Source organism: Mycobacterium aquaticum (assembly GCF_002086485.1).
Taxonomy (GTDB): Bacteria; Actinomycetota; Actinomycetes; order Mycobacteriales; family Mycobacteriaceae; genus Mycobacterium; species Mycobacterium aquaticum.
Window position 1 is genome coordinate 213,986 of the sequence record NZ_MVHF01000002.1, and the last position, 14,325, is coordinate 228,310.

12 protein-coding genes and 1 pseudogene are annotated in these 14,325 nt (G+C 64.6%); 11 read left to right on the forward strand and 2 right to left on the reverse strand.

The window, feature by feature from the left end; translation table 11 throughout:
- The 5 genes and pseudogenes from BST13_RS02830 to BST13_RS02850 all read left to right on the forward strand — a co-directional run bounded on the left by BST13_RS02830 (position 1) and on the right by BST13_RS02850 (position 4,470).
- Positions 1-1,191 (forward strand): M20 family metallopeptidase, encoded by a 1,191-nt coding sequence (locus BST13_RS02830; protein ID WP_083160402.1) that lies wholly within the window; start codon positions 1-3, stop codon positions 1,189-1,191.
- Between the two features lie 80 nt (positions 1,192-1,271).
- Positions 1,272-2,423, forward strand: coding sequence for an XdhC family protein (locus BST13_RS02835; protein WP_083160404.1), 1,152 nt, complete (start codon positions 1,272-1,274; stop codon positions 2,421-2,423).
- Complete coding sequence (locus BST13_RS02840) at positions 2,420-2,857, forward strand: nucleoside deaminase (RefSeq protein ID WP_245839286.1); 438 nt, start codon at positions 2,420-2,422, stop codon at positions 2,855-2,857. Before BST13_RS02835 ends, BST13_RS02840 begins: the two co-directional genes overlap by 4 nt.
- 53 nt (positions 2,858-2,910) lie before the next feature.
- On the forward strand, positions 2,911-4,065 hold the full coding sequence (locus BST13_RS02845) for an adenosine deaminase family protein (protein ID WP_142282712.1): 1,155 nt from the start codon (positions 2,911-2,913) through the stop codon (positions 4,063-4,065).
- Positions 4,055-4,470, forward strand: a pseudogene (locus tag BST13_RS02850) (molybdenum cofactor biosynthesis protein MoaE). The gene BST13_RS02845 and the pseudogene BST13_RS02850 overlap by 11 nt, the downstream one beginning before the upstream one ends.
- 101 nt (positions 4,471-4,571) lie before the next feature.
- On the opposite strand, the gene BST13_RS02855 reads toward BST13_RS02850, so the two are convergent.
- Together BST13_RS02855 and BST13_RS02860 are read right to left on the reverse strand one after the other, a co-directional pair.
- The gene (locus BST13_RS02855; RefSeq protein WP_158087100.1) at positions 4,572-5,852 is read right to left on the reverse strand and encodes an MFS transporter; all 1,281 of its coding nucleotides are present in this window, start codon (positions 5,850-5,852) and stop codon (positions 4,572-4,574) included.
- 213 nt (positions 5,853-6,065) lie between these two features.
- Positions 6,066-7,028, reverse strand: a complete 963-nt coding sequence (locus BST13_RS02860; RefSeq protein WP_211295992.1) for a LysR family transcriptional regulator — start codon at positions 7,026-7,028, stop codon at positions 6,066-6,068.
- A 143-nt stretch (positions 7,029-7,171) separates the two neighbouring features.
- Here BST13_RS02860 and BST13_RS02865 point away from each other — a divergent pair, with 143 nt between their 5' ends.
- From BST13_RS02865 to purU, 6 genes are all read left to right on the forward strand, one after another.
- Positions 7,172-8,002 carry an FAD binding domain-containing protein gene (locus BST13_RS02865; RefSeq protein WP_083160412.1) on the forward strand — a complete coding sequence of 277 codons (831 nt, stop codon included), beginning with the start codon at positions 7,172-7,174 and terminating at the stop codon, positions 8,000-8,002.
- Positions 7,999-8,469, forward strand: a complete 471-nt coding sequence (locus tag BST13_RS02870; protein WP_083160414.1) for a (2Fe-2S)-binding protein — start codon at positions 7,999-8,001, stop codon at positions 8,467-8,469. The genes BST13_RS02865 and BST13_RS02870 overlap by 4 nt, the downstream gene beginning before the upstream one ends.
- Positions 8,462-10,699, forward strand: a complete 2,238-nt coding sequence (locus tag BST13_RS02875) for a molybdopterin cofactor-binding domain-containing protein (protein ID WP_083160416.1) — start codon at positions 8,462-8,464, stop codon at positions 10,697-10,699. Before BST13_RS02870 ends, BST13_RS02875 begins: the two co-directional genes overlap by 8 nt.
- A gap of 104 nt (positions 10,700-10,803) precedes the next feature.
- Positions 10,804-12,078, forward strand: a complete 1,275-nt coding sequence (gene glyA / locus BST13_RS02880) for a serine hydroxymethyltransferase (RefSeq protein ID WP_083160418.1) — start codon at positions 10,804-10,806, stop codon at positions 12,076-12,078.
- Position 12,079: 1 nt separating this feature from the next.
- Positions 12,080-13,447 (forward strand): L-serine ammonia-lyase, encoded by a 1,368-nt coding sequence (locus tag BST13_RS02885; RefSeq protein WP_083160420.1) that lies wholly within the window; start codon positions 12,080-12,082, stop codon positions 13,445-13,447.
- 10 nt (positions 13,448-13,457) lie between these two features.
- Positions 13,458-14,312, forward strand: coding sequence for a formyltetrahydrofolate deformylase (gene purU / locus BST13_RS02890; protein ID WP_083160422.1), 855 nt, complete (start codon positions 13,458-13,460; stop codon positions 14,310-14,312).
- Positions 14,313-14,325: the final 13 nt, after the last annotated feature.

Consider the following 14,325-nt stretch of genomic DNA (forward strand, 5'->3'; position numbering starts at 1 on the left):
ATGACAATCGCCAGCAATCACTCAGAGCAGCGAGCACCGGATCAGACCCTTGCTGCCCGCGCGCTCGCCGACCTGATCTCTACCCCCAGCGTGAATCCCGGAATCTATGAGGCGGCCATCGCGCAACGGGTCGCCAGGTGGTTCGACGGCACACCGGCAGAGATCGATTTCGTCGACACCCTCCTGCCCGGGCGCCCCAGCGTTGCCGTCACGATCAAGGGATCCGGTGGCGGACCGCGTTTGGTTCTCAACGGGCACCTCGACACCGTTCCGGTCGACGACGAGCAGCGCTGGACCGTCGACCCGTTCGCGGCCACGATCCGCGACGGTTACATGTACGGGCGCGGCGCCTCCGACATGAAGGCCGGCCTCGCCGTCCAGATTGCCGTCGCACACACCCTGTTGCAGCGATCCCAGAAGGTCAAGGGCGACCTGGTGCTGCACTTCGCCGCAGGCGAGGAGTCCGGTGAGCCGGGCACACTCGGACTAGTTCAGGCCGGACATGTCGGCGATTTCGGTGTCGTCACCGAACCGACACAGCTCGAAGTGTCGGTTGCCACACGCGGGCTGATGATGGTGCACATTCGTATCAACGGCCGCTCCATCCACGCCAGCCGCGCCGAGGCCGGTCTCAACCCGGTGGCCAAGCTCTCCAAGGTCCTCGACGCCGTGTTCGGCTATCGCACCAAGGTGCTCGAAACCCAACACCCCCTGCTCGGCAGCGGCTCTTGTACCCCGACCGTGGTCAAAGGCGGCGTCAAGCAGAACGCGGTGGCCGACTACTGCGATCTTTACCTCGACCGCCGACTCGTGCCGGGCGAAACCGTGGCCGCCGAACTCGAGAAACTACGTGGATTCCTTGAGCAGGTGCGCCGCGAGGATCCCGAGTTTGACTACGAACTCGACCATTTGCCCTACCCGTTCGAGCCCGCCGAGATCCCCACCGACGCCGGATTGGCACTGCAGCTGCAACGAGTGGCAGGACGGGTTCTGGGCACTCCGCCGCCGATCATCGGCACCCCCTTCTCCTGTGACGTGCGCAATCTGGTCAACGATGCCGGCATGGAGGCAGTGACGTTCGGCCCGGGCGACGTGGCCGAATGCCACTGTGTCGACGAGCGGGTCTCGCTGAGCCAACTCAACGACGCGGTCGAGGTGCTCACCGAATTGTCCACGGAGATCCTCGGCTAGTTGGCCACCGGCGTATCGGAGCAATGGCACTATGACACCGCCATCTGTAACACCAGTTTTCATCGTCGGCAGGCTCGCACATGCATGAGGTTCTCGCAGAGTTGTTGCGGGCGTGGCAGGCGGATCAGACCGCCGTTCTCGCCACAGTGGTATCGACTCACAAGTCGGCACCGCTTGCTGCGGGCGCGGCGATGCTGATCACCGCGGAGGGTGAGGTGGTAGGCAGCGTCTCAGGTGGCTGCGTGGAAAGCGATGTCTACGAGATCGGACAGCAGATCCTCGACGGTGCCGACGCCACCTGCCGGCACTACGGCATCGCCGACGAGGCCGCATTCAGCGCCGGACTGACCTGCGGGGGTGAGATCGACGTCTTTATCGAGCGGATCGACCGATCTACCTTCCCCGAGCTCGATGAGGTGGCCGAGGCGGTGCGTGCGCTCCGGCCGCTGACCGTCGCCACCGTGATTGCCGGTGCGCGTGGCGCGCGCCTGATCGTCTCCTCACAGGGCCTCTCCGGAACAACTGGGTTCCCCGCTGCCGACCGAAGTATCGCCGGCGATGCCCGGGCACTGTTGGGCACCGGGCAATCCCAGTTGGTGGGCTACGGAGCCGACGGCACTCGCCCCGGCAACGACTTGCAGGTCTTCTTCCACGTCCTGGTCCCGCCGCCGCGCTTGCTGATCTTCGGAGCCAGCGAGTTCGCCACAGCTCTGGCGGGCGTTGGCGCGGCCACCGGCTACCACGTGACCGTCTGTGACGCACGGGCAACATTCACTACCCCGCAACGGTTCTCCGCTGCGCACGACGTGATTGTCGACTGGCCGCATCGATACCTGACCGGTGAAGCCAGCGCCGGGCGGATCGATTCACGCACAGCCATCACCGTGCTCACCCATGAACCGAGATTCGACGTACCGGCGCTACAGGCCGCCCTGCGGCTCCCACACGTCGGCTACATCGGTGCTCTCGGTTCCCGACGCACCCACGCCGACCGGGTCGAGCGACTCCGTGCCGCCGGAGTATCCGAGACCGAGATTTCGCGTATATCGAGCCCATTGGGACTCGATATCGGCGCGAACACCCCGAGTGAGACCGCGGTTTCCATTCTCGCCGAGATCATCTCAACCCGGTCCGGGCGCTGCGGCGAGCCCTTGCACGCGGCAACCGGACCCATTCACGCACACAACAACGAGGACCACCAATGTTGGATCGCGAACGGAGGCTTCCGGTGAACCAGGATCTCCAGTTCATGAGCCTGGCCGTCGAGCAGGCCCGCATAGGAGCGCGCGAGGGCGGCCTACCGATCGGCGCTGCCCTGGTCTGTGACGGCACGGTTCTGGGCGTCGGCCGCAACCGCCTCGTCCAGCAGTCCAGCGTGATCCGGCACGCCGAAACGGACTGCCTCGAAAACGCCGGGCCACAGCCCCCCGACGTCTACGCTCGCTGCACCCTGTACACGACGATGTCACCGTGTCAGATGTGTGCCGGAGCGGTGCTGCTGCATCAGGTTCCGCGTGTGGTAATCGGTGAGAACCGGAGCTGGCAGAGCAGCGAGGAACACCTGCGCGCACACGGAGTGGACGTTGTGGTCCTCGATCTTGAGGAATGCGTCGACATGATGAACGAGCTTCTCGCGCGCCATCCGGAGTTGTGGAGCTGGGGGTAGGGTCGGCAGCGATGACCGAGACAGTTCTCGACGACACCTCCTACCTGCGGGCATTGCCGAAGGCGGAGTTGCACTGCCATCTGGAAGGCAGCGTGCCTGCGGCGACGATGATCGAACTCGCACGGCGCAACGGTGCTCCCCTCCCGACATACGATGCCGCCGAGCTGTACCAGGTGGACATCGGTGAAGATGAGTTTCAGCGATTGGCCGAGCATATGCCGAGCTGGATCGGCCAAGGGTTTGCGCGAAAGTACCAGCGCCGCATAGACACACCCGACGACTTCTACGGGCTGGCCGTCTTCGAGAGTTTTCTGGAGCGGTTCGATCAGGTCTGCGGGGTACTGCAGACCGCAGAGGATTTCAGTCGTGCGGCGTACGACTCGCTGATCACCGCGGCAGACCAGGCAAACGTGCGCTATCGCGAAATGTTCTTTCATCCGATGAACCACCCCGGCGTTTCCTACCGGACGATGGTCGACGGCCTGATCGACGGAATACGTGCCGCTGCGGTCGATCGAAGGGTGATCGGCCGGCTGATACCAGCGATCAACAGGGACTGTTCAGCGGCCGCGGCAGCGGCGTTGGCGCAACAGGTGGTCTCCTACCGCACCGACGAAATCGCCGGTTTGGCAAGTGACTATGACGAAGAACATCTCCCTGCGTTCCGCGAAGCGTACGAAATCGCCGCCAAGGCGGGTCTCCCCGGCACCGCCCACGCCGGCGAGTACGGCACCGCCCAGTCAATCGCCGAAGCAATCGACATCCTCGGATGCACACGCATCGACCACGGATACGCGATCACGACCGATGCAGACTTGACCCAGCGCGCGATTGAGGCCGGAATCCACTTCACCTGCATCTTCTCCTGGAGCATTGCGATCACCCAGCCCGCCTGCTGGCCGCTGGATCCTCCGGCCCTCCCGCCCAGCCGCCGTGTCACATCACCGGTAGCAGCCATGCTCGACGCGGGCATGTCGATATCGCTTTCGTCCGACGACCCCGCCTTCGACGGCTTCGGTAGCCTCGCCGACGAATACGTCTGGGCCGCCGGATCGCTCGAGTTTGATCGCGCCCGCATGACCGAGCTTTCCCTCGCCGCCATCGATGGTGCGTGGCTGGATGAGACCGACAAGACCGCACTACGCCAGGAGTTCCGGAACGAGATCGGCACCCTCACCGGCACCACCGCTTGCGATAGTGGACGCTAGCGCACTGGCCAGGATCACGAGCGCACCGCTGGATCCTGCTGTCGTCGAAGCGGCGATCGCTTCACCCGCACACGGTGCCGTAGTCACCTTTGTGGGTGTGGTCCGTAATCATGATGCAGAACAAGTTGTTTCAGCCTGGACTATCACGCCCACCCGGACGCCGAACGGTTTCTGCGCGCTTGTTGCCGCGAGGTAGCCGAAACGACCGGTGTGGCAGCGACCGCCGTGCACCGTGTGGGCCAGCTCATCGTCGGTGACCTCGCGGCGGTTGCTGCGGCGGGGGCCGTCCATCGTGGCGACGCCTTCACCGCATGCGCGGAGCTGGTGGAACGGATCAAACACGAAGTGCCGATCTGGAAACGACAGCACTTCGGCGACACGACGTCGGAATGGGTCGGGTTGTAGCACGCCGCTGACCGTCACGGTGAGGCCACCGACAACGACGGCGTCTCTCCGATCGAGGGTATTCGGAGAGACGCCGTGCCGTTGGCATCGACCAGCGGTGGTCACCGGCCTGCGGGCCGCCGCTCGACCATCTCGACGCGACCAGGTTCGACCACTTCCCCGCCGCGCGGTTCGTGCGCTAGTAGACCTACAGCGCCGCAACCGATTCCGACCGCACCCAGGAACGCCCATGCCCAGGTGTAGCCGAGTGCCGTCACGACATGGCCATAGATCCACGGAATCAGAAAGCCACCGATGGCGGTGATCGTCAGCATCAGCCCGATCGCGGTGCCGATGTCCTCCGATTTCACCCCGCCAGCGCTGCCGGGCACACACTGCCACACCGCCCAGCCTCCATTGAAGGCGAATCCGATGCCGGCGGCCGAGAGCCAGAGCAGGCTGCCAGGGGTGACCGGTATTGCCAGCAGCAGCAGCCCCTGCACCAGCACTGCCGCGAGGATGAACGAGCGACGCTGGCCGAGTCGATCACTCCACCACCCGCCCACGACGCTGCCCGGGATTCCGGCCAGGCCCAGCAGCAGCATGGCGACCCCGACCTGTCCGGAACTGAATCTCCCGGTGCTGTCGCCGTATTCGCCCAGCATCTGCGAGGCAACAAAGAACGCGCCGTAGGTTCCCAAGAACGCTACGCCGTAGAGCCAGAGTTGGCTGTTACCCAATGTCTGCCGCAGTGACTCGACAGTGATCCGCTCACCGGCCAGATGATCGTTACCGGGCGGGGCGACGTACACAGCAGCGATCAGTATGGTGATCAAAAGGCCGAGCGCACCCCCTACCACTAGGGCAGCGCGCCAGCCGACGGAGTCGGTGACGAATTCCCACCCGTACAGACCGACTGCGGTTCCGACGGAGTAGCCGGCCGACAGCACGCCCAGCGCCAGCGCCAGGTGCTTGTCGCGGTACCACACACTGACCGCGGCGATCCCGATCGCGATGAAGATCGAGGTGCCGATGCCGGCGACGAAGCGGGTGAGCAACAATTGAAGATACGTCGACGCCAGGCCGGAAAAAATCGGCGCCGCGCTGGCGATCGCCAGACCGAGGACGAGGACGAGGCGCAGACCCAGCCATTTGGCGAGTAGGCCACTGGCGAAATGGAAGACGCCGACACCGACCAAGAAAGCCGAGATCAACAGCGTCAACTCGGGCACCCCGAGCGCGAAGTGGTCTTCGATCTGCGGGAATACCACGGCGATGCTGAACCAGTTCAGTGCCATCACCACGAAACCGAGACACACCGCGGTGAGGATGACCCATCGCCGCGTCTGGCCTATCTCGCGGGGCCCGGCTGTTTCCTTGCTGGAGTCTGCACAGTCTGGCATCGCTGTCCTCATATCTGTGTTCGAAGGAGTCGAGCCCAGCGCCGGGTGCGGATCGATTTTCCCCTGCTCACCTCAACGATGAACACGGCGGAAAGCGCTCGCACCCCGATAACGTCGGTCACCGTGACCCTGGGGCGCACATCGGGCTGTGGCCCGGTGTAGTCGGAGCCTAGGATCGCGTGACGCATCATACAAAGACGAAAATCTGAGTGGTCACATAACCGAATCCATATGGTGGTCGCTCGGTCCGGGCAGCACTATGGCGTTCTTCGGGCGCTTGGCCCAGGGTTGTTTTCGCAGCTGCGTGATAAACGCTGCAGCAATCGGCGAGAACGTGGTCCGAGCAAAGGCGGTCAGTTCCCAGATGACCGGAGGATCCAGCGGTCTTGCCGCACTGGATAATTCGGGCGGCACGTTGTGTGAGGGCACCAGAGCGGGCCCGAGGCCGGCGGCGGCGAGCCGCGCGGCAGCCTGTACCTGAGAGGTGAGCAAGGCAGGGCGCGGTACAAAGCCGGCCTTGGCGCACGCGATCGCGACGAAGTCGGCGAGTCCGTTGGCCGGTTCGTACAGGACCCAGTCACGCTCGGCCAGCTCGCTCAACACGATGGGGCCCGACTGGGAGGCCGCAGGATCCCCGGGCGGGAGCAGCACGACGAATTGCTCCCACCCGAGGTGCACAACCGGCCCGCTCCAGCGATTCGGCCGGTTGCTGACCGCCACATCGGCGGTGCCGCCAGCCACTGCGTCATCCAGCAGCCGGCCCAGCGGAAACTCGTGCAATCGGATCGAGGTTCCCGTGTGTTCAAGATGCCAGCGGCGGAGCGGCTCGAGCAGTGTGCTGTCGACCAACGACGGCAGCGTCGCGACTTCAAGCACTCCGGTCTCCAACGCTTGGGCGCTGCGCGCGTGCCTTTCGAGCCGTTGCGCCGCCGCGAGCGCGTCCCGTGCGTCGCCTAGCAGGGAGCGCCCGAGGGGAGTGGGCTGGACCCCGCGAGGCAGTCGTTCCAGCAGTGGCCCGCCCAGTTGCCGTTCCAGCGCCCGCAGGTGTTGCGACAGCGCCGGCTGCGAGATTGACAGCCGCCGCGCCGCTGCCGTAACCGATCCTTCTTCGATAATCACCAGCCAGAAACGCAGCTGCCGCAGGCTGACGAACGCCGATGATTCCATTTCAGACATACGAAGAAGCTTATGCCTTGCACCAACTTTCTGTCTTTGTCTAATGGATGGCCCCGGCCGTAGGGTTGCTGTCATCGCTGCTGATCCGTCCGCGACCTGTGCGGACAGGAGCACAACGACCGGCGGAGAGGAGAGTGAATCTCATGAGCGGACTGTCCGTTTCACCGGACCAGGCATCGACGGCAGTGGTCATCACCCCACACCGTCTCGATGAGGCGTTGCGTGCGCGGGCAGCGCAACCAGATGCGGCCCCGATCCAAGGGGGCACCGATCTGATGGTGGAAATGAACTTCGGGCGGCGCGACCCGGCTGCCCTGCTCGACCTCACCCGGGTGCCCGAGCTCACCCGATGGCGAAGAGAAGGTCCGTTGCTGCGTCTCGGCGCCGGCGTGACGTTTGCGCAACTGGAACGCAGTCCCTTCCTCGATATGGTGCCGGCGCTCGCACAGGCTGCGCGGACGGTCGGATCGCCCCAGATCCGCAACCGGGGCACCATCGGCGGAAACGTGGCGACCTGTTCGCCCGCCGGTGATTCTTGGCCGCCGTTGATCGCCGGGTTGGCCGAGATCGAGGTTGCGAGCGTGCGCGGACATCGCTCGATCCCGGCTGCAGAGTTCGCGCTTGGGCCGAAACGCTCGGCGCTGGCTGCCGACGAGTTGGTTGTGGGCGTCTCGCTGCCGGTCGCGACAGGGGCCCAGACCTTTATGAAGGTCGGTCCACGCAACGCGATGGTGATCTCGGTGACCTCACTGGCGCTCGTCATCGACACTCACCGCGCAGAGGTGCGGGCAGCGTATGGATCGGCCGGCCCCGTGGTGGGCCTGGTCAGGTTGCCGCTGAGCGAGGCGCACCTGCTTCCCGACGCAATCGCCGAAGCCTGCGCGCCCATCGACGATGTGCGCGGAACTGCCGAGTATCGCCGCCACGCGCTACGAGTTTTGTCCACCCGCGCAGCCGAAAGGTGCCTCACGTGACTGTGCATTTGATTCTCAACGGACAAGCGGTGTCGGTTGACGCCGATCCTCGGATGAGCTTGCTTACCGTGCTTCGCGAACACCTTCGGCAGCCCGGGTCCAAGAACGCATGCGAGCAGGGCGAATGCGGATCATGTTCGGTTTTCTTCGACGGAGATCTCGTCTGCTCCTGCTTGGTCGCCGCCGGGCAGGCGGAGGGCCGACATGTCGTCACAATCGAAGGCCTCGGCGATGAGAGCACCCCCCACCGAGTGCAGCAGGCCTTCGTCGACGCCGGTGCCGTGCAATGCGGATTCTGCACACCAGGACTCGTCATGGCCACGGCCAACCTACTCGAATCCTGCCCACACCCCACCGAGGACGAGGTGCGTGAGGCCCTGTCGGGCAACCTCTGTCGGTGCACGGGCTACCAGAAGATCCTTGATGCGGTGAACCTCGCCGCGACCGAAGGGAGCCACGATGACTAGGGAGCTTGCGGCCGCATCGATCCCGCGCGTTGGCTCTAGATCACACAAGATCGATGCGGCGGAGAAGGTCGCGGGCCAGTTCACCTTTGCCAGTGATCTGGATATGCCCGGCATGCTCTTCGGCGCCACGGTGCGCTCTGAGCACGCCCACGCGCGCATCCTGTCGGTGGATACCGCCCAGGCACGCGCCATGCCGGGTGTGGTTGCGGTGCTGACCGCCGCCGACGTACCCGGGCAACCGAATTGCGGGATTGAACTGCGCGATCAACCGGTACTGGCCGTTGACCGAGTCCGTTTTCGCGGCGAACCGATCGCGGTCATTGCCGCGGTGGATCAAGCCACCGCCCGCCGGGCTGTCCGTGCTGTCCGGGTGAGCTACGAACCTCTGCCGACAATCGACGATCCGGAACAGGCCCTGACGTCGGAACCCTTGCACGACAATCCCCCCAAGGGCGCCGGCTGGTGTGACGACCCCCGGCCGAACGTCGTGCGCACCGTGGTGGTTCGCCATGGTGACCCGGACACCACCGCCGACGTCACCGTCACCGGGGTCTACGAAGTTGGCCGGCAGGATCCAGCGTTCCTCGGTCCGGAAGCCGGCCTGGCCGTACCCGATGGAACCGGTGGGGTCGACATCTACGTGCCGACCCAGTGGTTGCACCAGGATCTGCCCCAGGTCATCGACTGCCTTGGCCTACCCGAAGATAAGGTTCGAATCCATCTCGCCGGGGTCGGCGGCGCATTCGGGGGTCGCGAGGACCTGTCCGGCCAGATCCACGTCGCGATGCTCGCCCTACACACCGGCCGTCCGGTCAAGTTCATGTATCTGCGCGATGAATCGTTCGTCGGGCATGTTCACCGGCATCCGGCGAAAATCTGGGCCGAGCACCGCGCCAACCGCGACGGCACGCTGGTGTCGGTACGGATGCGGCTGCTGCTCGACGGTGGCGCCTACGCCTCGGGATCCCCGGCCGTCACATTCAACGCGGCGACCATGCCGATAGGCCCGTACCGGGTACCGAACGCGCTCCTGGAAGCCACGACGGTTTATACCAACAACCCCCCTGCCGGCGCTATGCGCGGGTTCGGGGTCGTGCAGAGCTGCTACGCCGCGGAGAGCCAAATGGACGCACTGGCAAGCGAACTCGACATGGACCCGGTGGAGCTTCGGCTTCGGAACGCACTTCAACCCGGCGACCTGCTCCCCACCGGAGAACAGGTCTTCGGTCCGCTCCCGGTCAGCGAGATCATACGGCGTTGCGCGGCACTGGAACCTCCTGCGGCCGAGTCGTTCCCGCGGAATCCGATCCGGCTGCCCGGCGGATCCGGCAACACTACCGGCGGCGAGGGCGTACGGCGCGGCGTCGGCTTCGCCGTCACCTTCAAAAACTGTTGCTATTCGGGCGGTTACGACGACCACAGCACCGCTCGAGTGCGATTGGCCGTAGCCGAAGACGGAGCGCTAACCGCCGAAGTGCATTCGGCCGCCGTGGAATTCGGCCAGGGCATCACCAACGTCCTCGCCCAGGTGGTCAACACCGAGCTCGACGTCGACCGTGTCGTCATCGGCCCGGCGTCGACGAAACTCAAGTCTTCCGGTTCGACGTCGGCATCGCGGCAAACCTGGATGAGCACCGGGGCGGTACGGATGTGCTGCGACGCGGTTCGCAAGGAGTTGGCCGAACGGGGGAAGCCGTTGGCGCCGGGCGAAAGCATCGAGGTCGAAGAAACCTATCACCACGCGCGCACAAGCCCACTCGATCCCGTAACGGGTCAAGTACTCGGTGAGCGCTCACACGTCGGATTCGCCTGTGCCGCAATGAAGGTTCTTGTAGAAGTCGATGTCGAACTCGGGCTGATCCGTGTGGCGTGGGCGGGCATCGCCCAAGATATCGGCCACGCGATCAATCCCCTGGCAGTCGAGGGGCAGATCGAGGGTGGTATCGCCCAGGGCCTCGGACTCGCGGTGATGGAGGAGATTGTCACCGACGGTGGCATCATCAAGAACGCCAGCTTCACCGACTACCTGATCCCCACCATGTTGGACATGCCTCCGGTTGAGATCGATCTGCTCGAAATCCCCAATCCGGAAGCACCGTACGGCCTCAAAGGCGTCGGCGAACCGCCCACCGTGGTAGCGACCGCGGCCGTCGCCTCCGCTGTTCGGGCGGCGACCGGCCTCGCCCTTCCTCGGGTGCCGATACGGCCGCAAGATATCGCGCTGGCGTAGCGCTGAAGCCGGCGGGGCCCGACGTCGGTGGCGGTCGCCGCGCACAACGAATTGTTCGGACAATAGCACATACACCGATCTCGATTCGAAAGAACGGAAACGGCATGCACATCCTCGACCGTCCCCTAGCCGATATCGATCCCGATATTGCCGATCTCATCGGCAAAGAGCTCGACCGGCAACGCACCGGTTTGGAGATGATCGCCTCCGAGAACCACGCCCCGCTGGCGGTCATGCAAGCCCAGGGGTCGGTACTGACCAACAAGTATGCCGAGGGCTATCCGGGCAGGCGCTATTACGGCGGCTGTGAGCACATCGACGCGATCGAGCAACTTGCCCTCGACCGAGTCACATCCTTGTTCAACGCGAAATTCGCTAATGTCCAACCACATTCAGGGGCTACCGCCAATGCGTCAGTGATGCACGCATTGCTCCAGCCCGGTGACACCATCTTAGGTTTGTCCCTGGCCCACGGCGGACACCTCACCCACGGCATGCGCCTGAACTTCTCCGGAAAGCTGTATAACGTTGCTGCGTATGGTGTTTCACGCAGCGACTACCTGATAAACATGGATGAGGTGGCCCGGGCCGCGCGAGAACACCGCCCCAGGCTCATCATCGCGGGCTGGTCGGCCTATCCGCGCCACCTCGACTTCACCCGGTTCCGTGAGATCGCCGACGAGGTCGACGCATACCTGATGGTCGACATGGCGCACTTCGCCGGACTGGTCGCGGCCGGCCTGCACCCCTCGCCGCTGCCGCACGCGCACGTCGTCACCTCGACCACTCATAAGACGCTCGGCGGCCCGCGCGGCGGCATCATCTTGACCAACCACGCCGACATCGCCAAGAACATCAATTCGGCGGTATTCCCGGGCCAACAAGGCGGGCCACTCGAACATGTCATCGCCGCCAAGGCGTCGGCTTTCAAAATGGCTGCCGAACCCGCATTTGCCGAGCGCCAGCGTCGCTGCCTTGACGGGGCAACGGTGCTGGCCAATCGGCTCAGCCGCCCAGATGTCAAGGAGGCGGGTATCGCCGTCCTCACCGGCGGCACCGACGTGCACCTGGCGCTCGTCGACTTGCGGCATGCCGCCATTGATGGGCAGCAGGCCGAAGACCGCCTCGGCGCCATCGGTATCACCGTCAACCGCAATGCTGTTCCGTTCGATCCTCGCCCGCCGATGGTGACCTCCGGACTGCGTATCGGCACCCCGGCACTGGCCGCGCGCGGATTCGACCGCGACGATTTCGAGGCCGTCGCCGACCTGATCGCTCATGCTCTCATCGCCCCTGCCGGCGCGGACCTGACCATGCTGGCCGCGGCGGTGCGCGGCCTCGCGGATAAACACCCGCTGTACACCAGTCTGGGGCACTGAGATGGCCGTCAGCGTCTTCGACCTGTTCTCCGTCGGCATCGGCCCCTCCTCGTCCCACACGGTGGGTCCGATGCGTGCGGCCCGCACATTCGCCGACAGCCTGGGCAGCGACGAGCTGTTGTCGGACACGGCGTCGGTGAGCGTGGAACTGTTCGGCTCGCTCGGCGCGACCGGAATGGGCCATGGTAGCGACGTTGCCGTGCTGCTCGGTTTGTCGGGGGCAGCACCCGAACTTATCGATCCAGATCGAGTGGACGACGAGATCCACACAATTCGGCAGGACAGGCAGCTGCGGCTTGCCGGCACGCGGTCGATTCCCTTCGACGAATCGATCCATCTGATCATGCACCGCAACCAGACATTGCCCTACCATCCGAACGGAATGCGATTTCGCGCGTTCGACGCGAACGCCGAGACGTTGTGCACGCGGACCTACTACTCCATCGGCGGCGGCTTCATCGTCGAGGACGGCAGCGAATCCAGGGACGCCGCGGCTGACACAGCGGTCACCTACCCGTTCCGCACTGCTGCGGAGCTCCTCGCGCACTGCGCGGCCACGGGGAGCTCCATCGGCGACATCATGCTGTCAAACGAAATGGCCTGGCGCTCGGTGAGCGACGTCCATTCCGGGCTTTTGCACATCTGGAATGTGATGCAGCAGTGCGTGTCTCGTGGCTGCGAACGTGAGGGAATGCTGCCGGGTGCGTTGAAGGTGCCGCGACGCGCGGCTGAGCTGTACCGACGCCTGACCAGCGAACACTTCGGCACGGACCCACTGCGCGTGATGGACTGGGTGAACCTCTTCGCGCTGGCCGTCAACGAAGAGAATGCCTCCGGGGGACGTGTCGTCACCGCGCCCACCAATGGAGCCGCCGGGATCGTTCCTGCGGTACTGCACTACTACGCGCGGTTCATCCCCGGCGCCTCCAACGACGGGATCATCGAATTTCTGCTTACGGCGGGCGCCATCGGGGTGATCTATAAGGAGTCCGCGTCGATCTCGGGCGCCGAGGTCGGGTGCCAGGGCGAGGTTGGCTCGGCGAGTTCGATGGCTGCCGGAGCCCTATGTGCGGTGCTGGGCGGAAACCCAGCCCAGGTGGAGAACGCCGCAGAGATTGCGATGGAACACAACCTCGGGCTGACGTGCGATCCCGTGGGCGGGCTGGTACAGATTCCGTGCATCGAACGCAACGCGATGGGAGCGGTGAAGGCGATCAATGCTGCCCGAATGGCGCTGCGCGGCAACGGGTGCCACCGCGTCTCGCTGGACACCGTCATCAAGACCATGCGCGACACCGGCGCAGACATGCATGTCAAATACAAGGAGACCGCCAGAGGGGGGCTCGCCGTGAATGTCGTGGAATGCTAGAGGACCGGGAATGAGCCGGAAATTCGTTCTTACAGTCAGCTGCCCCGACCGCCCCGGCATCGTCCACGCGTTGACGTCGTTTCTCGTCGAAGCCGGGTGTGACATCGACGAGCATCAGCAGTTCGATGACACGGTCAGCGGTATGTTGTTCGCGCGCACCAGCTTTGTCGCACCGTCATCGACGCTCACCTGCACAGAGTTGGCCGCCGCGTTCCGTCCGGTGGCGGTGGACTTTGAGATGAGATGGCAACTGCACGATATCTCCTCGCCCCCGCGGATTCTGGTCATGGTCTCAAAATTCGACCACTGCCTCGACGAGTTGCTCTATCGATGGCGGACCAACACGCTCGACGGTGAGCTCGTAGCGGTCGTATCGAATCACGAGACGCTGCGCGGCATGGTCGAGGCAGCGCAACTGCCGTTCCTGCACATCCCGGTCAGCGCCACCACCAAAGCCGCCGCCGAGCAACGCTTGATCGACGTCATCGACGAGTACGACGCCGACCTGGTGGTCTTGGCCCGATACATGCAGGTGCTCTCCGATCCGACCTGCAAGTATCTAGAAGGGCGCGCCATCAACATTCACCACTCATTTCTCCCCAGCTTCGCGGGCGCCAAGCCGTATCACCAGGCCTACGCACGGGGTGTCAAGTTCGTCGGCAGCACAGCGCATTACGTGACCGCTGATCTCGACGCCGGCCCGATCATCGAACAAGAAGTGATCAGGGTCGATCATCGCCTTTCCCCCGACGCGTTGGTCACCATTGGCCGCGACGCCGAACGGCTGGCCTTGGCGCGCGCGGTGTCTTGGCACTGCCAACGCAGAGTCTTGCTCAACGGCAACCGAACCATCATCTTCAACTAGCGACACGCGGTGA